The organism is Streptomyces lydicus (assembly GCF_004125265.1).
Lineage (GTDB): Bacteria > Actinomycetota > Actinomycetes > Streptomycetales > Streptomycetaceae > Streptomyces > Streptomyces lydicus_C.
The window spans coordinates 3,974,306-3,998,365 of sequence record NZ_RDTE01000003.1 but is presented as its reverse complement, the minus strand read 5'-3'; the positions used below and the strand labels follow the sequence as shown (position 1 = coordinate 3,998,365).

The window sequence follows — 24,060 nt, the reverse complement described above, 5'->3', positions numbered from 1 at the left end:
GGACCGGCCCACCTTGAGCCGATGGGGCTGCCGGCCCCTTCGCCGCAGCCGGCGGCGAACGCGGCACCTTCGGCACCCGCCGCCCCGGCATCCGCTGCCGGAACCGGGACCTTCGCGGCGCCGAGCACCACCGAGCCGGACCACCACACGCTGCCCGCCCCGGCGTTCGACGGCGACGAGGCCCCCTCTGCCGCCGCCGAGGTCCTTCCGGCGCAGCCCGTACCCCCGGCCGGCCTTCCCGCGCCGGAGGACGAGCCCGCGCCGGACCCGCTCGACTCGGCGTGGAGCGCGCACGCGCGGGCGCTGGCAGACATGCGGGAGGCGGTCGCCGCCGCCGAGGCGGACGCGCGGTCCGGTGCCGCCGCCGTTGCCGAGCCGGCCGCGGAGCCCTGGACCCGGGTCGCCGAGGCCCGCGCGGAGTGGGAGGACGCCGAGTCCCGGCTGTGGAGCCTGGGCGTCCCGGTGCCGGACCTGACCGCGGCCCGCACGGCGCCGGCCGACGACGCCGACTCCGACGACGCCGACTCCGAAGCGGACTTTGACGCCGGAACCGGCGCCGACGGACCGCCCCCCGCCCCCCTCGTGCCCAGGGACTCGGACCACCGCAGGTGGCTGGCCCGCGCGATGACCGGCGAGGACCTGCCCGCCGGCCTGCGGGGCGCTGCCCCGAACGAGCGCGTCCGCCCTGCGGACGTCGAGGCCGCGGGCCTTGAGCTGACCGGCGACCAGCGGATGGAGCTGGTGCTGAACGGCGGCGAGTGGGTGTCGTTGGACGGCTTCAAGGAGCCGATGTCGCAGGCGAAGCTGCGGACGCTGCTGTCCCATGGCTGGACGCCGGAGCTGCACACGGCGGCGGCCGACACGGCCCGCCGGCTGTGGAGCGAGGCGGAGCAGGAGTTCGCGAGCGCCGTGGACGCGCAGTTCACGAGCACCGCTCCCGACGGTGCCATGGAGACGGACGCCGAGCGCGCCTGGGCCGCCGCCGTCTCCTTGGTGCTGCCGCTGGAGCTGCACGACGTGCTCGCCGACTCCCGCTACGCCGAGCCCCCCTTCCGGAGCGCGGTCCGGAAGGTCGCGCTGCACCTGATGGACTTCGGCCGGGCGGGCGTGGCCTCGGCCGCCGAACTGGCCGACGCGCTGCGGCAGGACGAACTGGGGCTGCGCAAGCGCCGGCAGCCGCCCGAGTCGCTCCCCCCGGAGCCCGACGACGCCGCCGGTCCCCCGCACTCCGCCGGGCCGCCCGTGGCCAACGCGGCGGCACCCACCCCGGTGGCCACGGGCGCCGGGCCGGTGTTCGTGGCGCCCGTCGCCGGGCCGGACACCGCCGCTGCCACGCTCGTTGCGCCGCCCGCCGACCCCCTGGCCGAGAGTGCGAAGAAGAAGCTGGCGGCGCTGGACGGTCTGGAGGCACGACGGTTCGACAGGCCGCGGACGAGCAGAGAGGAGCAGGCGCGCCGGATCCTGCACCTGCCGGCGGGCGCGGTGGTGGACGGCCCGGTCCGCGACGCGCTCCACGCCCTGGTCGGGCGGGCCGAGGCCGCAGGCCGGGCCCGGACCATGGGCGAGCTGGCCGCCTTCCATCTGAGGCAGCCGGGTGTGCTGGAGGGCCTGGGCGTGATCGCCGCGGACCGGGAGCGCCACTTCACCCGGGACGGCAACCGGATCCCGGGCCTGAACGGGTGGACACGGCAGGTCGCCGAGCTGGACACCTCGCAGGCCGACATTCTGCGGCTGGCGGCCGATGGCCGGCTGCAGAGCATCGACCTCCATCAGGAGGTCCCCTGGCAGGGGGACGCCTACGTCGTGCTGCCCGGCGAGCGGTCCGGCGCGATGACGCTGCGGCTGCCGGACGAGTCGGTCTGGGAGCTGAGCGTCGAGGAACTGGCGGAGGTGGTGGCCCGGGACCTGGAACGGGAGGGCTTGGCCGAGGACGTGCCGATCGTGCTGCCCCGCTCCGTCCCCGGCGGGCAGATCATGGTGCTGGCCGCGTTGCTGGAACACCGCACGGGCCACCGGGTGTGGATGCACGCCGCCCAGGTGGGCCTGAGCACCCGTTCCGGCGTGCTCCAACTGATCCAGCAGGACGGGCGGGAGAAGGGCGACTGGAAGGAGTTCCCGCCCGGGGCGCCGGCCTGGTACGCGGACGTGGACCTCCTGCCGACCGTCAGCGAGCGGACGGGCCGGCTGAACGGTGTCATGAGCTTCACCCCCGAAGACCTGGCCGGCCTGCGGACGCCCTTCAGCCGCCGGCTGGACCAGGTGCGGACGTTCGTCCACTTCAACCCCGCGACGAATGAGTGGTCCGAGGAGCAGCCGTTGCCGGGCCCCGGTCCGGAAGACGAAGCGGACCACGCGTACCTGCACGGCCTGCCGGGCCAGGTGGTCGTGGCGATGCGGGACGGGAGCCAACGCGCCATCGGCGGGGAGGAACTGGATCGCTGGGCCGGCTGGCTCGGCCGCCTGCTCCCCAACTTGAAGCGCCCCGTGTCCTGCTATGCGGGTACCCCCGTCGACGCCGGCGCACCGGCAGGCAACCGCGGCCTGGGGGAGGCCGCCGCGCCGCCGTACGTCGTCGACCCGCTGCGGGACCTCTCCGCGGGGCAGCGATGGGCCAACGCGACGCGGAGCGAGAAGTACGTCTCCGACCGTGCAAACGGCGGGATCGTGAAGGACGGCAGGTACGTACACGTCCTGTACACCGACGCGCAGGGGCGGCTCACCCGCTGGCAGAGCCTGCGCCGGGAGCCGTCGGCTGATCGGCTGGACACGTGGGCGAGGGACCTGGGGCTGCACGCGGGGACCGGTGAGGCGGCGCCCGAGGTGCGGGAGCGGGTGCTGGTCCTGCTGCGGGCGCTGAAGCTGACGTTCGGCCGGGACATCGAGGACGCGGTGGACGTGGCGGGCGCGGCGGAAGTGGCGGACGTGGCGGACGCGGTGGACTTCCGGGGCCTGCTGCACGGCGTGGCCGCCCTGGAGCGGATGTGGCACAAGGACCCGGTGCTAGGCACGCTGGGCGGCTTCACCCTCGACGCGTTCCGGCGGGCGGTCGCCGCGCACCCGGACGGCCGGCAGGGCGTGGACCAGGTGGGCTACCGCGCGGTGCTGGCCGACGCCCGGCGGCAGGGCGACATCGCGCTGACCGATTTCGTGACGATGCCGGCGGTGGCGGACGCCCTCGACTGGCTGGACGCAGCCGGCGCGGACGAGCTGACCGCCGGAGCCCCGCCGTCCCCGCTGTCCGACGCCCCGGACCGGCTGCGGTCCTGGATGTTCTGGGCGCGGGTCGCGATGTACGACAGCACGCGCGCACTCGACGAGGACGAACTGACGGCGCTCACCCGTAAGGTGCTGCACCTGGGCCCGGCAGAGACCGTGGACGAGGCGCGCCACGACCAGCTGCGCCGGACGCTGACCCGGGCATTCGCCGAGGGCCGGGACGCCGCCGACCCGGACGTGGCCGCCGCCTACCACCTGGAGCACGCCGGGCTGCTGGGCGAGGCCACCGCGCTGCGCACCCGGTACACCGGTGACACGGCCGGGGAGGGCCGGGACTTCACGGGAGCCGCTGACCGCCCGACCGCTGACCGCCCGACCGTGGACCTGTCGCGGATCGAGGGCGAGCTCGGGGTGGGGGCCGCTCCCTGGGTGGGCAAGGACCCCTGGGGCAAGGACAAGCCGGCGCCCTACCTGGTGCGGGCCGGGCTGGACCCGGCCGACCCGGCTGTCTTCCTCCTCACCAGCGGGGGCGTGACCCGGCGGACGACGCACGGCGAGTTCCTGGAACTCCTCGCCGCCGACCCCGTCCTGCGGGCCGAGAGCCTGGTCACCGCGGTCGTGCTGGACATCCCGGAACTGGACGAGCGGGCACCCGGGTTCGCCGACGCGGCCTCCCAGCGGCTCGGGCGGCACGTGGCCTCGGCGGCCGTGCGGACCGAGCTGTCTCCGACCGGCGAGGACGGCGTCGTGGTGCTCAAGCTGCTGCCCTCGTCCACCACCCCGGGCGCGCCCCTGGCCTGGTCCGAGAGCACCCCTCGCTGGTCGGACCGGCCGGTGGAGGCCCCGCGCCCGATACCGGACCCGGTCCCGGAGTCGGCGCCGCTGCCGGGCGAGCCGGCCGCGGCTCCGGCGGCCCCCGCCGGGCCCGGCGTCACGGCGGCCGGACGGACGCCGGCTGCCGCCCCGGTGGCGCCGACCGCCGGCGAGGTACTTGCCGCGCCGGCCGGCGGAGCGTCGCCGACGCCGTCCGGTCCGGCGCCCGCGCTGCTGGACCCGACGACGGACGCCGGCGACTCCGGGGCCTCGGAGGCCTACGACTCCGGGGCGTCGACCGCCTACGACTCCGATTCGTCGACCCTCATCGAGGGCAGCGAGCCGGACGAGGACGACAGGTCGTTGGCGGGCGTCGACGTGGACTCCCTCATCGGGGGAGAGGACGACTCGTCGGACTTTGACGAGTCGGAGTCCGATGACGCGCCGGACGCGAACGGCGGGCCGTCGGACCGGCGCCAGGACGGGCCGGCGGCCTTGACCCTGGTGCCGTTCGACCGGGCGTCCTCGGCCCTGTCGCGGGAGCAGGAGGCGCCGATCGCGGAGTTGGCGCGGCAGGTGGCGGCGCTCGCCTCGAACGATCAGCTGAAGGTGGTCATCACCGGTTACGGCAACGGCTCGCGCAGGTCGAGGGGCCGGTCGGCGGAGACCCGGGGCCATGAGCGGGCGGGGCGGGTGCTCAGCGTCTTCGGCGAGGCGCTGAAGCGGGAGCTGGCGGTCCGGCACCCGGGGTGGACGGGCGATCAGATCGAGCGGAGGGCACGGGAGATCGTGTCCGTACGCAACGGCGTCTCGCGCCCGGTGGCCGTACCGCCGGCCATGGCCGACCGCGAGCAGCGGCGAGTGGCGCTGATCCGGGTGACCACGGACCACCCCACCGTCGCGTCGCGGAAGCTGACGGCGCTGGTGAGGCAGGACCCGCGCACCGGCAACCCGCGGGACAAGGCACGCCGGGTGCTGCAACTGGACGAGTCCGTGGACATGGACGAGGACCTGATGCTGGCGCTGCTGGCCCTCTTCGGGGAGGCGGAGGCGGCCGGACAGGCCCGGACCCTGGGCGAGCTGGGCGCCTACTTCCTGCGCAAGCCGGGCGTGCTGGACCGGCTCGGCTGGAACGCGCCGGACCCCGAGCGCTACTTCACCGACGCGCGGGGCCGCCGGATGCCCGGCCTGAACTGGGGCCGCCCCACGGTGAACATCGACGAGTCGATGGCGGAGGGGCGGACCGACCGGCCGACGGTACGGCTCGACGCGACCCGTATCGGGCTCAAGCAGCTGGACGAGGACGGCGTCCAGCTGGGGGTCCAGATGCCCGGCCCGGCAGGCGCGGAACTCCCGTGGCGGGGCCGGGACGCCTACTTCTGGGTGGCCAACGGACAGCGCGGCGTGATCGAGTGGCGCACGCCGGACGGGTCGCGCCGGGAGCTGAGTGCCGAAGAGGCCGCCGTGGTGGTGGCGGCGGACGTGGCACGGGTGCGCCTGGGCAGGAACATCCCGATCGTGGCGATCGTCCCGTCCCCGGCCGCGAACGACCTCAAGCTGCTGCGGCTGCTGGAGCGGTACACCGGCCACAAGGCGTTCGGGCACTCCGGGGTGGTGACGTTCTCCTACGACACCGGCCGGGCCGTGCTGGTCAGCCGGTTCGGGCGGGTGACCGGGGAGTGGGTCTCCCCCGGCCCCGACGACACGCCGCCGCGGCAGGCCGCCCTCCCGGGCCCCGCCGGCCCGGGTGCGCCCGGTGCCGGGGCCCGGCCCGGGCCGGGCGGGGTGGTGACCTACTACGACGCCCGCCAGGGCACGATGGTCACCCGGCAGGGGCCGGCCGCACCGTTCGCAGCGGCGGCCCCCGCTCGGGTAGCCGCGCCGGCCGCCTCGGCACCGCAGACCGCGACGGGCCGCCGGACGGTGCCGACCGCGGCCGGGCCGGTGCCCGTCGCACCGGCCAACGGGTCCCAGGCCGGGCCGCGCGGGGTGCTGCGATCCTCCGCGTCCCGGCCGGTGCCCCGGACGGCAGGCCCGGCGGCCCGGGAATCGGCCTGGTCCGACACCGCACCCTCCGCGTCCTCCGCACCCTCCGCGTCCTCCGCGTCCTCCGTGTCCACCGCGTCCTCCCGGCCGGACCCTGGAGTTCTGGATGCCGCCCGGAAGGATGCCGCCCGGAAGCGGGCCATGGCCCGGTCCGGGACCGGCCAGTCGATGCCGGACCTGGAGATGACCGGCACCGCCGCGCGCCCGGCCTCCGCGCCGCACACCGAGCCGGTGGCCGCCAAGCCGGTGCAGCCGCTGCCGGAGGTGACACTGGTGCCGTTCGCCGCGGGGTCGAACACCCCCGAGCTCTCGCCGGCCCTCCAGCGGTTGATCGTCCGGGTGGCCGAGACGGGGTTGCGCAACCGCGCGCTGGGAGTGCCCCTGCCGGACCTCGACTTCACCGGATACGGGGCCGACGCGCCGCGCGACAGCGACCGGAACCGGATGCGGAGCGCGCTGCGGCTCGGCACCGAGCGTGCGGAGGCCGCGCGGGACGAATTCCTGGATGAGCTCGACGACGAGCTGGCGGACCGGCAGTCCGGCGTGCCCGCGGAACTGCGCCTGCACGCCTCCGACTTCGTGACGCGCGCCACCGGCCAGGTGCGGCTGCCGGAGGGCGACCCGGTGATCGCCGCGCTGGTGGGCACGGCCGGGGCCGCGGACATCGAGCGGCAGGCGACGCTGGAGTTCCTGTACGACCCGGAAACGGCGGCGGTGGAGACGCTGGACAAGCTGCGCGGGCAGGACCGGCGGCTGGATGGCAAGCCGCTGGACCTGGACGCGGCGACCCGGCAGATCCTGCACCTGCCCGAGGACGCGGAGGTGAGCGCGGAACAGCGCGCCGAGATGTACGCGCTGTGCTGGGAAGCCCGGGAAGAGGGACGGGCGACGAGCAGGGCGGCGCTGGCCGTCTTCCACCTGGAGCGGAGGCTGGGGGTGCTGGCGCCCGATCGGAAGCGGCACTTCACCCAGGGGATGAGCGCGCATAGGACCCACGGCCTGAACTGGAGCGAAAGGCCCGTCACCGGCCTGGACACCACCCGGTTGCGGACGCGCGACCTGGACGGCAGCACCACCTACACGGAGCACTGGTCGGGTGTCCCGTGGCGGAAGACCCCGCAGGCCTACGTCGTGGCGGGCGACATGCGCGACGGCAAGTACGTGGTACGCCTGGACGACGACCGCGAAGTGCTCATCGACTTCGAGGAGTTCGCCGAGCTGGTGGCGCTCGATGTGAGGCGCCAGAAGCCGCGGCGGGGCACTCCGGTCGTGCTGGCGATCCCGTTCGCCGGCGACGGGCTGCTGGACGGGCCGCGGCTGCTGGCGGACCGGACCGGGATGACGGTGTTCGCCCACAGCGCCGAGGTGGGGCTGGCCCAGCCGGACGGCAAGGAGTCCACGGTGCTCGTCATCCGCCGGAAGGGGGAGCGGAAGGGCGAGTGGATCCCCAGCCGGCGAGGTCTGGCACTCGACCCGCTGCAGGGAGACCCGATGGCCGAGTTCCGGGACGTGCAGACCCAGGCCATCATCAGCGACCGGACGGGCGAGCAGATCGGGCGGCGCTCCTTCCACCGCAAGGACCTCGTCGACAACGGCTTCGAGGAGGCGAGCCGCCACCTCGACACGATCACGGAGGCAGTGCACTACAACCCCGTCACCAACACGTACTCGGCACCGTTCACCATGCCGGCGCCCGGCCCGCTGAGCGACGCGTTCTTCGAGGACTTCCACGCCGATCCGCGCGGGCCGCACCTCGCGCTGCGCAACGGTGCTTCGCGGGCGCTGTTCGGGCGCGAGCCCCAGAAGCGGTGGCACCGGCGCAAGAGCGTGCTGGAGCGGCCCCGTCCCTGGATGGACATCCAGGGATGCGCGACGGGTGACTACCGGGACGTCTCCGTGCCGAGCACGGCCGATTCCCACACGAACGAGGGCAAGTTCACCGCGGACCCGCTCGCACAGGTCCCCTACGGGCAGCGCATCGCGAACGACATCGAGCAGCCGGTACGTGCCACCACCTGCATGGACACCCTCGACACGGTGAACGGCCGCCGCGTCCGGGTGCTGTTCACCGACTTCTGGGGCCGGGAGGGCCGGATCGTCATCTTCCTGCCGGAGCCCAAGGGTGCCGAGTTGGACCGGTTGGCCGGGGTGGTCGGCTGGCATGACGGTTCGGGTGAGGCGTCGGCGGAGGTCCGGTTGCGGGTGTTGCGCGGGGTGCGGGCGCTGCGGCTGGTGTTCGGCTGGAACGTCAAGGCGCAGGCCGAGGCGGCGCGGCAGGGCGGCTACGAGGAGTTGCTGCGGGGCTTCGCCGCGCTGGACGACATGTGGCGGGCCGACGACCGGTTCACCGGGCTGGGCCGGTTCACGATGGACCTGTTCCACCGGGTGGTGGCGGCCCGGTCGGAGGGCGGCGCGGATCCGGACCAGGGTGCGTACCGTGCGGTGCTGGCGGCGGCCGGGACGCAGCAGCCGGGCACGTCGCTGCGGGACTTCGTGCCGGGGCTCCCGGACGCGGTGGACCGGGCGGTCGCCTGGACGAGCGGCGCGGACCTGGCGGACGAGGCCGCCGCCGCACTGCGGACGGGCGCGGACCGCGTGGGCACTGCCCACCACTCGCGGATGTTCTGGGCGCGGGTCAAGGCCGAGGAGACGCTGGAGACGCTCGACGTCGACGCGCTGCTGCCGATGGTGCTCGGCATCGACCCGGCCGTCGACCCGAACGACGCGCTGCGCGCGCAGGTGACGACGGCCTTCACCTACGCGTACGCGGCCGGCTGGGACGCGTCCGACCCCGACGTGGTCGGCGCCCACCGCCTGGAGCGGCTCGGTGCCCAGAGCGAGGACACCCTGCTGAGGGCGGCCTACACCGACGAGACCTTGACGGCGCTGAAGAAGGAGCGGGAGGACAACGAGCAGTCGGGACAGTCGGAGGCTGCTCTCTCCACCGACCTGTACGACAGCCCGGGGCGGGACTTCGGGCCGGGCCCCAAGCCCGACCGCGTCGACCTGTCCCAGGTCCACACGCCGTGGGGGCTCGGCAAGGTCAGATGGACCAGCCCGAAGGACCACGTGGCATCGTCCCCGAGCCCTCTTCTGGTGCGGGGGGCCGTGGATCCGCGGGATCCGGCCGTCGTCCGGGTACGGCTGAACGGGACGGACCACGACACACCGCTCGACGTCTTCCTCGAACTGCTCGCGGCCGACCGCGAGTTCATGAAGCAGGGGCCGCAGGTTCCCCTCGTGCTGTGCCTGAACGGGCTGGGGCCGGACGCCAAGAAGGTGGCGCGGCGGTTCGCCGACCGGCTCGCCCGGACGGTGTGGTGGACGGAATACGAGGTGGACCTGTCCGAGAAGGGCGACAGCGGACTGCCGGTGCTCACCGTGCAGGCCCCGCCCGGCTCGACCGTGCCGCCGGACGGGGGCTGGCGGCGGAGGCTGCCCCGGTCCGTGGGGCAGACGGGACCCTCACTCGCGGTACCGCCCCCCGTGCCGCACTCCGGCGGCCGTGCCGCCGACCCCGACCCCGCGCCGGACCCGTACCCGGACCCGTCCGCCGCGGCGTGCGCCGCCGTGCGCGCCGCCCTGGGGGGCGTGTCCGCGGCGGATGCGTACGCGGCGGACGTCTTCGACGCGGACCCGGACTTCGAGACGGACATCGACTCGGCCGGCGGGACGGACATCGATTCGGCCGGCGGGACGGACGCCGAGACGGCGGACGACGGACGCTCCGTCGCGTCCGACGCGGAGACCGACGCCACCTCCGACGCGGAGACCGACGCCACCTCCGACACCTCCTCCGACACCGCATCCGAGGCGCCGGAGAAGGAGAAGGCGCAGTCCCTCCTCCCGGACGAGAAGCCGCATGCCGCGCCGACCGGCGTCTCCAGGGCCCGGCAGCGGGCCTTGTCCCTGTCGCGTTCGGGGGCCGGGCAGCCGATGCCCGGAGTGGGAGCGCCCGGTTCGCCCGCGTTGTCGCCGGTGGCGGCAGCACCCGTGCCGTCCTCGCCGGTCGCCGAGCCGGTCGAGGCCCCGCTGCCGGCTCTGCCGTACACGACGCTGGTGCCGTTCGTTCCCCTCACCGCGGTGTTCACCGACGGCGACGAGGACACGGTGGGGCGGTTGGCGGAGCAGGTGGCTCGGGCCGGGCTGCGCAACCGGCGGCTGGGCGTGTCGCTGCCGGAGATCGATATCAGCGGCTACGGCGCCGACACCGTGCGCAGCGGTCCGGGCCAGGACTGGGAGGCGGACGCCCGGCAGTCCGGTGAGCAGCGTGCCCAGCGGACCTTCCGGACCTTCATGCGGCGCCTCGTCCTGGAGCTGCGGGATCTCCAGCAGGACCTGCCGGCCGAGGACCGGCTGAAGGCCGTGCACTTCAGGGTCAGGACACTGGGCGAGGCGAGTGTCCCGGACCGCACCTGGGCGGATGCGGCGCCGAAGGGGGCGGAGCTGCGGGCGGCGAAGGACCGGCACGCCGGCCTTGAGGTCTGGCTGGAGGCGGACGCGGAGGCGGTGGAGTTCCTGGACGTGCTGCGCGGGCAGGACCGGCGGTGGGACGGGGCGCCACTGGACATCCCGGCGCTGGCCCGCCGGGTGCTGCACCTGGGCGAGGGCGTGGTCGTGGACGCGGCAGTGCGCGAGAGGTTCTTCGCGCTGGTCCTCCGGGCCCGGAAGGCGGGCATGACGCGGGGCTTCGCGGCGCTGGCGGCCTTCGACCTGGTGGAGCGCGGCACGGTGGCGGGCGACCGGGCCCGGCACTTCACCAAGGACAAGATCCGGGTTCCCGGCCTGAACTGGGCCCCGGCGTCCGAGGTCCTGGAGCTGGACACCACCCGCCAGTTCGTCCACCGGCAGTCGGCGGACGGCAAGGACTCGTGGCAGGAGCTGCCGGGGCGCACCGTTCCGTGGGGGAGCGACTCCGGGCAGCGGCCCTATGTGGTGACGGGTGCCGGCTCGTCCGACGGGATCCAGGCGCGGCTGCCGGACGGGTCGTCGCCTCAGCTGGACATCGAGGAGTTCGCCGAGCTGGTGGCGGCCGATCCGGCGCTGGCGGAGCTGCCCGCCGCCAACCCGATCGTGCTCGCCTTCGCCGGGGCCGCTGACGGGCTGATGGATCTGCCCAGGCTGCTGGCGGAGCGGACCGGGCGGACGGTCTGGGCGCACAGCGGTGAGGCGGAGCTGCGGGTGCGGCCCGGCGCCGCGAGCACCGTGGACGTGGTGTACCGGTGGAGGAAGCGAACGGGTGACTGGGCGGCGAGCCGGCCGGGTATGGCGTGGGACCCGCGGGACGGCGACCCGCTGGCCGCATTCCGCGACGTACTGACCCAGCCCCTCATCAGCGAGCGGACCGGCTTGCAGATCGGCCGCTCCGCGCACTCCGCCGGGGACCTGGCCAATGGGTTCGAGGACGACGGCCGTCATCTGGACCAGATCACGACGTTCGTTCACCGCAACCCCGTGACCGGGGAACTCTCGGCCGAGCTGCCGCTTCCGGCGCCCGGCAAGGAGAGTGACGCCACCCACGAGGACACCCATGCCTCCCCCCAGGGACAAGCTCTGCCGCGGACCGGCGGCGGCGAACTGCTGCTCAACGACGACCAGTTGCTACGGGCCTGGTACCGGCGCAAGAGCATTTCCGGCACCTGGATGTCGATCGGGGGGTGCTCGACCGGTGTCTTCCAGGACTCGTCCATGCCGCCGATATACGACATCACCCACCATGTTGAGGGGACCTTCGTCCCGGATCCGCTGGCAGAGGTCCCGCACGGGCAGCGCATCGCGAACGTCACCCGCCTCGGGGTGCGCACCGCCAACCGCTCCCAGGGGGTGATGAGGGCCAACGGCAAGTACGTCCGGTACGTGAACACGGATGCCTGGGGGCGGCGCGGAGAGTGGATGATCTACCTGCCGGAGCCAGAGGACGCCGAGCTGGACCACTTGGCCGCCGAGGTGGGGTGGCTCGCCGACACGGACGAGGCGCGGACCGAGGCGCGGGTGCGGACCCTGCGCGCGGTGCGGGCGCTGCGGCTGACGTTCGGCTGGGACATCGAGCGGACGTCCACGGAGGCGGAGTACCTCGGCCTGCTGCGCGGCATCGCGGCGCTGGACGACATGTGGCGGGCGGACGACCGGTTCGACGGCCTGGGCCCGTTCACGATGGACCTGCTGCGGCGCGTGGTGACGGCCCGCCCCGAGGGCGGACCCGACGCGAAGCAGGCCGCGTACCGTGCGGTACTGGCCCAGGCCGCAGCGGCCGGGCCCGGCACGACGCTCGCCGGCTTCGTGACCCTTCCGGCGGTGGACGCTGCCGTGGCGTGGCGGGCGCGGGGGGACCTGGACGAGGACACGGCCTGCGCCCTGGCCATGGACGAGACCGAGGTGGGTGCCCCCGAGCGCTCGCGGATGTTCTGGGCCCGGGTCAAGGCGGAGGAGACGCTGCGCGCACCCGGAGTGGACCCGGACGCTCTGCTCGCTGACGTGCTCCACCTCGACTCACCGGTGGTACCCGACGACTTCCTGCGCGAAGAGCTGTGGTTTGCCTTCACCGGCGCCTACGCTGCCGGACGCGATGCCTCCGACCCCGCCGTGGTGGCCGCGCACGAGCTGGAGATCGACGGCGCGATGAGCCGGGACACCCTGCAGGACACCGTCCTGGGAACCACCCCCGGCGACGGGCGGAACTTCGGGCCGGCCGATGAGCACCGGGACGTGGATCTGTCCTCGATCCGGACTCCGGGCGGGCTGGAGCGCGCCGTGTGGCAGCCCGCAGATCCGAGCGTCCCGGTGCGGTGCCCCCACCTGCTCGTGGCCACCCCGGACCCGCACGACCCCGACCGCATCAAGGTGCACGTGGGCGGGAGGGAGCGGCGGATCACGCTCGGCACGTTCGTCGAGCTGGTGGCCGCCGACCGCCTCCTGAAGGACCGTCCGAAGAACGTCGAGGTCGTGCTGGCCGTGTCGGAGCTGGGCAGCTTCGCTCCCGCACTCGCGCAGCTGCTGGCCGACCGCCTGGGCCGGTTGGTGTGGTGGACGACCCTGCCGGTGGAACTGGTCAAGGGGGGACCGGACGGACGCTCGCTGCTCGAAGTGAAGCAGGGCCGGCCCGGAACGCCCGCGCCGACCGCCGGCGCCTGGGGATGGACGGAGCCCCGACGCGACAACTCTCCGGCGGCGTACGCCGTTTCCGTCCCGCCGCCGGTGTCCCGCTCCGCCGACCGCTCCGCCGACCGCGCCGCGGTGCGCGCGGCGCTGGGGTCCGATGTCTCCGCGTCGGACGTCTTCGCCGCGGACGTCTTCGAAACGGACGCCGAGCCGGAAACGTCCGCTCCGGCGGACGCCGCCCCGGCGGCCGTGGAGCTGCTGGGCATGCTGCACGGGCAGGACCGGCGGCTGGACGGACAGCCGCTGGACCTGGACGCGTCGGCGCGGCAGATCCTGCACCTGGACGAGGACACGCCGGTGGACGCGCCGCAGCGTGCCGAGCTGTCCGACCTGGTGGAGCGCGCTCGGTCGGCGGGGCGGGCGACGAGCCTGGCCGCGCTGGCCGCCTTCCACCTGGACGAACTGCACACCTCGGCGGGCGACGGCCGGTACTTCACGATGGGCGGCGTCCGCGTCCCCGGCCTGAACTTCAGCGAGTCCGAGGTCGTCGAACTGGACCTGGACGGCATCCCGGTCCATGTGACCGGGAAGCACCGCGCCGCCGGCCAGCAGGCGGACCCGAAGCCCGTGCCGCGCCCCTACGCCGTGGCGGCCGACGTGCGGGCCGGTCGGCTCGTCGTGCGGCTGGGCGGCGTCGGCGGGCGGGAAGTGCTCGTCGACCACGAGGAGTTCACCGAGCTGGTGACCGCCGACGTGCGGCGCCTGGAGCTGCCGCCGGGCACCCGGATCGTGCTGGCGATCCCGCTCGCCGGCGACGGGCTGCTGGACTGGCCGCGGTGGCTCGCGGACCGGACCGGTCTGCTGGTGCTGGCCCACAGTGGTGAGGTGGCGCTGCGGGTGCAGCCCGGCAAGGCGGTCACCGTCCAGGTCGAGCACCGGCCGTCGAAGCCGCAGGGCGACTGGATCCCCAACCCGCCCGGTATGGGACGCGACCCGCGGAACGGCGACCCGATGGCCGAGTTCCGCGACGTGTTCACCCGGGCCCTCATCGACCCCGGGACCGGCGAGCAGTTCGGCCGCGGCTCCCACACGGACGCGGACCTGGTCGAGGAGGGGTACGAGGAGCTGGGCCGCCACCTGCGCGAGGCCGGGACGTTCGTGCACCTCGACCTGAACGCCGACGATGTCTCGGAGGAGTTCTCCTTGCCGGCTCCCGGCGACGAGCGCGACGCGTACTACGAGGACCTGCACGCCAGCCAGCGCGGCCTGCTCCTCGCCGGGCTGGAGGGCCAGCGGGAGGTGTCCGGGACAGAGGAGCTGCGCCGGTGGGGCCGGCGGCCGAGCGTGACCGCGAACCCCGACGGCTGGACCGACATCGCGGGCTGCCGGCCGGGCGCCTACGAGGACCGGTCGGTTCCGCCGCGCAAGTACCTGTGGGCCGACGAGGAGGCGTTCGTACCGGATCCGCTCACGCACGTCCCCGTCGGGCAGCGGAGGGCGAACAACGACAACCGCGCGGTGCGCACCCCCAACCGTCCGCAGACCGGCGCTCAGCTGCTGGACGGCAGGTGGGTCCGCGTCCTGCACACGGACCCCTGGGGCCGGCGCGGCCGGTGGCTGATCTTCCTGCCGGAGCCCAAGGGTGCCGAGTTGGACCGGTTGGCCGGGGTGGTCGGCCGGCATGACGGTGCGGGTGAGGCGTCGGCGGAGGTCCGGTTGCGGGTGTTGCGCGGGGTGCGGGCGCTGCGGCTGGTGTTCGGCTGGAATGTCAGGGCGCAGGCCGAGGCGGCGCGGGACGGCGGCTACGAGGAGCTGTTGAGGGGCTTCGCCGCGCTGGACGACATGTGGCGGGCCGACGACCGGTTCAGGGGGCTGGGCCGGTTCACGTTGGACATGTTCCACCGGGTGGTGGCGGCCCGGCCGGAGGGTGGTGCGGATCCGGACCAGGGTGCGTACCGTGCGGTGCTGGTGGCGGCCGGGCGGCAGCGGGCGGGCACGTCGCTGCGGGACTTCGTGCCGGGGCTCCCGGACGCGGTGGACCGGGCGGTCGCCTGGACGAGCGGCGCGGACCTGGCGGACGAGGCCGCCGATGCCCTGCGGATGGACCGGGACGCCGTGACGGACGCGGAGCGCTCGCGGATGTTCTGGGCCCGGGTCAAGGCCGAGGAGACGCTGGCGGCACTCGACGCCGACGCGCTGCTGCCGACGGTGCTCGGCATCGCCCCGGCCACTGACCCCGCCACTGACCCGGCCATCGAACCGGACGACGCTCCGCACGCGGAGCTGCGGAGGGACTTCACGTACGCGTACGCGGCCGGCTGGGACGGGTCCAACCCGGACGCGGTCGCCGCCCACCGCCTGGAGCGGCTCGGCGCGCAGGACGGCGACTCACTGGTACTGACCGTCTCCGACCAGGCCACCTTGGAGCGGGTGGCGGAAAGCGGGCGCGGGTTCGACTGCTGCGGGCGGGACCTCCGGCCGGGCCCGCGACCCATGCGCGTCGACCTGTCCCGGATCCGTACGTCCGCCGGGCTGGAGGACGCGCCCTGGACGGGCGGACCGTGCCCCTTCCTGGCGGGCGCCGCCCTGCACCCGACGGACCCGGACCTCGTCCGGATCGAGGTGGCCGGAGTGGAGCAGTGGGTGTCGGTGGACACCTGGCTGGAGATGCTGGCCGCCGATCGCAAGCTGCTGCTGTGGAAGCCGGCCACTCCCGTCGTGCTGAGCCTGTCGCAGGTCAACCCGTTCGTCGCTTTGGTGGCGCAGCGGGCCGCCGCCAGGCTCGGCCGGAGGGTGCTGTTCACGAGGGTGCCGACGGACCTGTCCGGCGTGGGCGACAGCGGGTTGCCGGTACTCACCTTCCGCCCCGGCACGGACGGCACGGACGGCACGGGAACGCCGGCGCCGGCCGACGAGGGCTGGGAGACCGCGCGTCCCCGACCGCCCTTCCCGGTCCCGGAGGTGTCCTCCCTGTCCGTGCCGCCTCCCGTACGCGAGTCCGCCGCCCCCGCGACGGTGGAGGACGGCGACGGGCCGCGCGACGAGTCCGCGCCGGAGTCCGCGCCGGAGTCCGAGTCCGGGCCCGCTTCCGGATCCGCGCCCGAGGACCTGCCCGCCCCCGACCCCACGTCGCCGCCCGCCGAGCAGCACACGGAACCGGCGCCCGACTCGGATCCGGACAGCGATCCGGATGATGACCCGGATGGCGACTCGGACGACGACCCGGACAGCGACCCGGACGACGACCCGGATGGCGAGTCGGACCACGACCCGGACAGCGACCCTGAGTCCGACGCCGACGCCCCCTCCGCCCTCGTCGCGGACTTCGGCCGCGGGCATCGCGGGCTCCTGGGCTCGGTGCATGTCATGCCGTTCCCGGACGAGACGCTGGAGTGGGAGCGCGCCCGTATCAGCGCCGCCGTCCGCGCCGTGCACCAGGCGGTCGAGGGAGCGACGGCCGGGGACCTGGAGGCGCAGGATCAGCGCGGCATGGCGGCGCTGGAGAAGGAGGTGGCGGCCGAGTACACCCAGGACGCGGTGCTGGAGGAGCTGCCGTATGCGCTGAGCGTCAAGGGCATGGTCCGGATCGTGACCTACCGGGGCCGCCGGTACCAGGTGGCCTGGCGGCTCGATCTCGACGATGCCCGGCCCGCACCGGCGATGGCCCCCGACGTGCCCGAGGGGCAGCGGATCCAGATCGAGGAGCGGAACAAGACCACCGTCACGTCCAGCGACACCAGCGGACGGCAGACGGTGCGGAGCATCCCGCTCTCCTACGGCCACACCTGGCCGCTCAACGCCTCGGGGATCCCCGGACTGGCGTCCCTGGGCTTCACCCCGAAGCTGACGTTCACGCACAACCAGGAAGCCACCTCGGTGACGGTCGTGCGGGACTACATGACGACGTCCGCGCTGGCCTTCGCCGCCGAATCGTCGCGCGCCTACGACTACGGCATGGCGTCGCAGATCAAGGTCGAGCCGCTCGACGGCGCGCACCCTGCCACTGCCACTGCCACTGCCACTGCCACTGCCACTGCCACTGCCCCTGCCCCGGCCCCCGCCCCCGTGACCGACGAGGCGGCCGAAGACGACGGCTGGGGCGACATCGTGCCCGAGCCCGCCCCCGGCCGGCTCACCGTGTTGTTCCCGGACTACCTCACCCGGGACCCGGAGCCGCGCCCGTTCGGCTCGCTCTTCGCGTCGGAGGAGGAGCTGCCGGCCGATCCGCAGACCCTCGCCGGCGGGGTGCTGCCGATGCGTGTGGACACCGTGCGCGACCCGGCCGCGCTGCACGACGAGATCGTCGCGGCCGATGAACTGCGCCCCCATCTGCGCCGGTTGTCGCCGGAGTCGGCCCGGGAGCTTGGCGAGTTCCTTTCGGAGAACAACCAGCGTGCCGGGCTGCCGCTGATGCTGGCCAACGCCTACCCGTCACCGGTGCTGCGGGACCGCGCCGGAGACCCGCTGGGCTTCATGGAGGTCAGGGCGCGGCTGACGTGGCTGAACCCCGAGGTGCTGGCCAGGTCGAAGAACGTGATGCTGGAGAACAGCGTGTTCTACACGGTGGGTGTCAAGAACTCCCACACGGTGTCCAACGCGGTGAAGCCGGGTTTCTCCCTCGCCCCCGCTTTCGCGGACCCCGGCGGCTCGGGCGTCGGCGGTGGCCCGGCCTTCTCCGGCGCCTACCAGTACCAGCGTGACCACGCCTTCAACTCGGGCGGGACGGCGTATGACTGGTTCGGTCTCGTCAGCGAGAACCCGCAGCTCCTGGTGGAGGCGGACATCGAGTTCGAGGCCGTACTGGTCTTCCCCGAGGGCGGCCGCACCGATCCCTTCACCTTCAGCCGGCCCGCGAGCCACCTCCTGCGGGTGCCGAGCCGGGCCGAGGTCGACGGCGTCCCCGTCCTGCCGGGCCAGGAGCGGCACCTGCCGCCGGAGACGCTGGAGCTGCGCTCGCTCGGGATGTTCGCCACGCCGCTCGAAATCACCGGTGCCGACGAGCAGTTCGAGGAGCTGGAGACTCAGCTGCGCACCTTCCATCTGCTGCCCCCGGCCGAACGCCGGTCGCTGTCCTGGATGGACGAGGCGGGCCGCAAGAAGATCCTCCAGGCCTGGGCGGCCAACCAGCGCAAGCTGTCCCTGGCCCGCTCGCAGGTCGGGTTGCGCTGCGCCTCGCGGGACATGGTGGGCGCGGGTCACGCGCTCTACTTCGACCTGCCCTTCGAGTACGACAGCTGGCGGGCCTGCGCGGTGGTGCGGGCCAAGCCGCAGGAGGGCACCTACCCCCGCCACCGCAGGAACTTCCCGAACTGGTCCTCGCTGACCGGCAACGGCATGTCGACGGCGAGCGGCGAGTCGGTCACCTCCACGCACACGCTGTCCGGTGACTTCTCCGGTGAGGCTCACGGCCCGGTCTCCGACGACACGACGATGAAGGGCGGCATCCCCTCCAGCGCCTCGATCGCCGGGCAGCGCGCGGACACGGCCGGCTCCTCCGCCGGCTTCGGCCTGGACATGCTCTTGTACCCCCAGACCGGCCTCGCCCAGTTCGACATCCCGGTCACCCACTCCGCGGAGCTCTACTTCGGACGGGGCACCGAGCCCGTGTGGACGTCCGCCGCGCGGGGCGGCAACCTCGCGGTGACCGTCCCGCTGGCCCGCACCCTCGCCGAGCGGCCGGCCCCGCTCCCCGCGCCCACCAGCCGGCCCGCCACCGATGAGGACTACCGGCTGGCCCGGATGCAACCGGACGAGGAGGGCAACCGGCCCGAGGAGGCCCTGCTGCTCCCGGCCGCCGCGCACGTCACGGTGGCGTTCGGCAGCGCCGAGCTGTTCACGGCGTTCCAACGGTTCCTGGCGGGCGGCCGCCCCCAGGGCAGCCCCGAACCCGGGGCGCTGGCCCGGATCGTGAACTGGACCGCCGAGCACGGCAGTCAGGTGGGCCGGATGCTGCCGTCGTTCGTCACCCGGCCCGCCCAGTGGCTGAAGGACGTCACACTCGGCGAGTCCCTGACGCACCCGGAGAGCCCTGCCCAGGAGGCCGGCCGGGCCGCCCTGTCCGGCACCGTCATCTTCGCCCGGTCCCACCAGATCCTGCGCGGCGTCTACGCCTTCGACGCCGGGGCGGCCGGCTCCCTGCTGGGCACCGACACCCAGGGGGAGGTGCGCGGCTACCTGCACGACGTGGTCTACGAGGGGCCCGGCCTCCCGCCGGGGGAGGACTTCGGGGGCAACCTGGACTGGATGGAGAGCGACGTCACCGCCGCCGACTCGGCCTGGCGGGGCAGGAGCGGCAAGCGCACCGTGCAGCTCGGATTCAGCGGTTCGGGCACCCGCACCGCCGGGGACGCCTCGGGCACGGTCACGGGCAGCGGGGGCCAGACTTTCTCGGTGTCGTGGAGCGAGACGGACACCGACGGCGTGTTCACCGACCGGATGAACGCCGACGCCAGGGAACCGCTGCACGCCTTCCGCGCCGACATCACCTATCTCTTCACTCTGGCCCAGGGCTACCGCAACGCGCCGGCCAACGCCGTCGGGCTCGGTCCGCGCGGTGCCCGGGCCAGCGCGGAGCGGGTGCCGGGCGGCGTGGTCTTCTGGGTGTCCGAGACCGACGTACGGGAGGATCCGCGGCTGGCGGCGCTGGCCGGGCTGCCCTACGCGGTGCCGGAGCTGGACCGGCTCCTGCCGCCGTACTTCGTCCGTTCGAAGGGGCGGGCCCTGGGCCCCGCCACCGTGCCGGAAGCCGTCCCGGCCGGTGCGCTGGACGCGTTCGTCGAGGCGCTTGGTGCCGAGGCGACGCGGGAGGCCCCCGGTTCGCTCACCCCGGGCAGCGGCAGTCAGGTTCACGGCCTTCACTCCCGTATCGCGGAGGTCGGTTCGGTCATCGGCATGCGGGCGCTGGCCGGTACCGGTACCGAGAAGTGGCAGCGGCCGATCACCTTCGTTTACAGGGGCTGGGGAGGCCTGTACCTGGTGACGCTGGCGGTCAACGCCCGTCCGGCGCCGCACCGCGAACTGGGTGAGGTGCGCGGTGCGCTGCGCCCGAAGTCGGGTGTGGAGGTCATCTACTCCTCGGCGCCGAGCTCGGTGTCGCGTACGGCCTCGCGGTCGGGCACCTTCACCCTCGGTCTCAGTCCGTCGGCCGGTTACACGGTTGCGACGGGGACGGGCAATACGGGCAGTGCGGGGGTCTCGGCGTCTTTCTCCTCGAACAGTTCCCGCTCCACCTCCCTCACTCTTTCCCGCAACCGCCAGCAGTGGCTGCGTACCTATGCGCCGTCGGCGCAGTTCGGGGTGGAGTACGAGTACCGGGTGGCCGCCTCCTCGCAGCGGCTGCCCGACACGGTGCCGGGCTTCCTGGTCAACCAGGTCGTCTCGCTGGGGCAGTTGACCGAGCTGCTGGCCGCGGGCGCGCTGTCGGCGAGTGAGGCCACCGGGCTGCGGGGGCTGATCAGCGCCCTGGCCGACGGCATCACGAGCGTGCCGCGCCGGCTGGGACGGGCCCTGGGCCGGGCGTCGGGCACCCCGGCGGCGGAGGAGACACTGCCCATGCCGGCCACCGCCTCCGGCGACGGGATTCCCCTCGGCCCGCTGACCGCCTCAGGCGAGCGGCCGGTCGTCGCCGCGGAAGGCGAGTCCGCCGCCGACGCGGAGGGCGAGACCGCCGAGCCGGCCACGACCGCCGAGCCGGCCACGACCGCCGAGACCGCCGTGCGGGACTGGGAGCCCCCGTCCGGCACCCCCGTCTCCAGCACGCCCGTCACCGTCAAGCTGCGCTTCCCCGCGAGCGAGACGCCGTACGAGCGCGAGGACGGCACCGTGGAGTGGTCCGCCGCGCCCGAGCTGCTGACCCCGCAGATCCACGAGAGCGACCCGCGCGAGATCCGGCCCCCCTCGCGCCCGGAGCCGGCCGCGGACCCGACGACGGACCCGACATCAGCTCCAGCTCCGGATCCAGCTCCAGTCCCGGCTCCGGCTCCGGCTGCGGATCCGCTGGCGGACACCGCCCGCTGGACGCCCGAACAGACGCTGATCGTGGGCGACTTCGACGCGGTGGGCCAACTCGCCGACGCGCTGCGCACCGTTGACCCGGCCCTGCGCGGCGAGGGCCTGCCGGACTCCTCGGAGTCCCACGAGGCCACCATGCTCCGCATCGGCAACCTCGTCGGCTCTGGCAAGGTCACGCTGACCCCGGCGCAGGCTTCCCGTTTCACCGGCAAGCTGCCGTCCGGCGGCTCCGCGTCGGTCCAGCTGACCCTCTACCGGCCGCAGACCGAGTCCGCCAGCCGCTCGATCACCCTGATGGGGCTGCGCACCACCATCCGCAGCGCCTCGTCCGCCGGCAGCCAGACGTATTCACCGGGCGTGAACGTGCCGCTGAGCGGCGGGTTGACGACGGAGAACACGGACACCTTCAGCGGCTCGGTCCCGGTCGCGGGCGAGAACATCACGACGGGCCAGTCCACCGGCGTCACCAGCTTCCGCCGCGAGATCATCAAGTACGGCACGGGCCTGTCGCAGAACGCGGACGAGGAACAGGACGAGAGCGGCGTGCTCGGATTCACGGTGACCGCGCACGTGCTCCTGGAGGTCAGCGGCCCCGAGGGCACCCGGTGGGTGACCGGCAACGTCGTGGCGCGGGCCACCTTGGAGGACGCCCTCGGCCTCGGCCTCGCCGCCATGCCGCCCCGGCCGTCCCCCAACGTCTACGACGCCCCGGCCGTCCTCGCCGCGCACGAGGCCTCCGACCGGGTGCGGGACCCCGAGTCCTTCGGGGAACAGCTCGCCGCCGCGTTCACCGACGAGGACACCGCCCCGCAGGTCTGGTTCGACCCCGGCGACGTCCCGGCGGCGGCCCGGCGGGCGCTGCTCGGCGCGCGTACCGCCCTGCTGGCCGGCGGCACGCTCGACGACGCGCGGGAGGCCGCGGGCACCGGACTCCCCGAAGCCCTCTCGGCTCTCATGGGCGCCGCGGCCCACGCCACCGGCCTCGCCCACCGCCCCGTCACCCTGGTCCTGCGCACCCCCGACGGCCCGGTCCACCTGCCCTTCACCCCGCCGGAGCGGAGGACGGACGACGCACCGGTACCGCCCGCGCCACCGGAGCCCGAGCCCGCGCCACCGGAGCCCGAGCCCGCGCCGCCGGAGCCCGAGCCGGAGCCCGAGCCGGAACCCGTGTCCGTACCGGAGATCGTGGTGACGCCGCCGGAGGAGGACGTCCGCGCGGCGGAGGAGCTGGGCCGCGCGGCGCTGCACCTCGCCCCGGACACCGTGTGGGACGCGGAGATGTACGCCGAGTTGGCGGAACTCCAGGAACAGGCCGTCGCCACCGGGCAGGACCCGGCCGACCCGGCGGTGGTGGCGCTCCTGCACCTGGGCAGGCTCGGCGCGTTCTCGGACGCCACCCGGCTCCTGGACTCCGAGGGGAACCACCAGGGCCGCAACTACGGCAGCACGCGCACGCCCGGCGGGCTGGAGCCGCTGCGGATGTACACGGTCCGACCCGGGCCCCACGGGAACACCAGCGAGCTGGAGTTCGCCCCGTGGGCCGGACACGGCGGACCGCCGCCGTACTTCGTGCACACCGACACCGATACCGATACCGACGCCGACGAAGCGACCGGCGCCGACGAAGCGACCGGCGCCAACGTCCTTCGCCTGCCGGGCGGCACGGTGTCGCTCTCCGACGCGGAGCTGTTCGCGCTGCTGGCCGCCGACCCGGCGCTGCGCCGGGCCGACCCGGACCGGTGGGTCGCGCTGTTGTCCTCCGGCCCGGGCACAGAGTCCCGGCGGGCGGAGCAGCGGGCGTACTCCGAGCGGGAGAACCGGACCGCGGTCAGCTACAGCGGCACGGTCCTGCTGTCCGAGGGCGACCCGGCCGAGCCGAGTTGGCTCACCGCCCTCCCGGACCGGGCAACCAGGTCGGCGGGCAACTGGTACCGCACCCGGCCCGCCGGGCCCGCCGGGCCCGCCGGGCCGGCCGCGCGGGCCGCGCTGATCCCGCGGGGCGTGCCGTACTCGGTCGACGGCTGGTTCGACGAGAGCTTCGCGGGCACCCGGGAGCAGTTCCCGTCCCCGCTCGTCAGCTCCACGGAGCGCAGCACGGTGTGGGGCCGGGGACACCACGATCCGGACCTGCACCTGTTCGTGGCCGAGCTGCCCGGGCTCGGGCTGCGCGGTGAGTACAACCCGGCCGGGCCGTCCGCCGGCCGGGTGACGGATGCGGAGGGGCGGCTGTACAGTGAAGGCCCCGCCTGGGACTGGTACTTGGCGGGCCGCGGCCTGGTCGCCTCCTCCCGGCTGCGGATGATCCTCCTGGCGCAAGACGCCGAGGGCGACCCGAACGACTCGGGTGTCCTGCCGGTGCCGGCCGCCTGGCCGGCCACCGGTCCCGTCAGCGCGATGCCGCCGGTCGACCCGGCCACCGTTGCGGCGGTGTCGCCTCTCCTGCTCCCGCCGGACAACCTGCTTGCCGCCGCCCAGTGGCGCGATCACGCGGGTCCCTTGTACGCCTTCAGCTCCTGGTCGGCCCGACGGGTCTTCGAGGATGGGCTGCGGCCGGGCGGAGACGAATGGATCCACCCGATCGACCACGTATACGGCGATGACCGGTCCACCTCGGCGTGGGTCAGTGCGACGGCGAACCTGTCCACCGGCCCCTCCCGGGACAGTGGTTGGCGCTTCGGTATCGAGGCTCCCGGCGGAATCGATGTGAACGCCACTCTGGGCCTCGCTTCCCCCTTCCCCGACCAGTGGGAAGTGCTGTTCCCCGGAGGCGTCCACCGACGCTTCATCCAGGGCGCGCAACGGCTGGAGAACGGGGTGCCCGTCGGCGACTACCTCCCCAACCCGCACTTCGGGGAGGGCGCCGATGACCATCGGTGA

1 protein-coding gene (running past one end of the window) is annotated in these 24,060 nt (G+C 74.3%); it reads left to right on the top strand.

The features are described from left to right. Nucleotides 1-24,060, top strand: the 3' portion of a protein-coding gene (locus D9V36_RS42655) for a lonely Cys domain-containing protein (RefSeq protein ID WP_129294968.1). 23,682 nt of this gene lie to the left of the window's left edge; 24,060 of the gene's 47,742 nt are visible here — the last part of the coding sequence; its start codon lies beyond the left edge, outside the window; its stop codon occupies nt 24,058-24,060.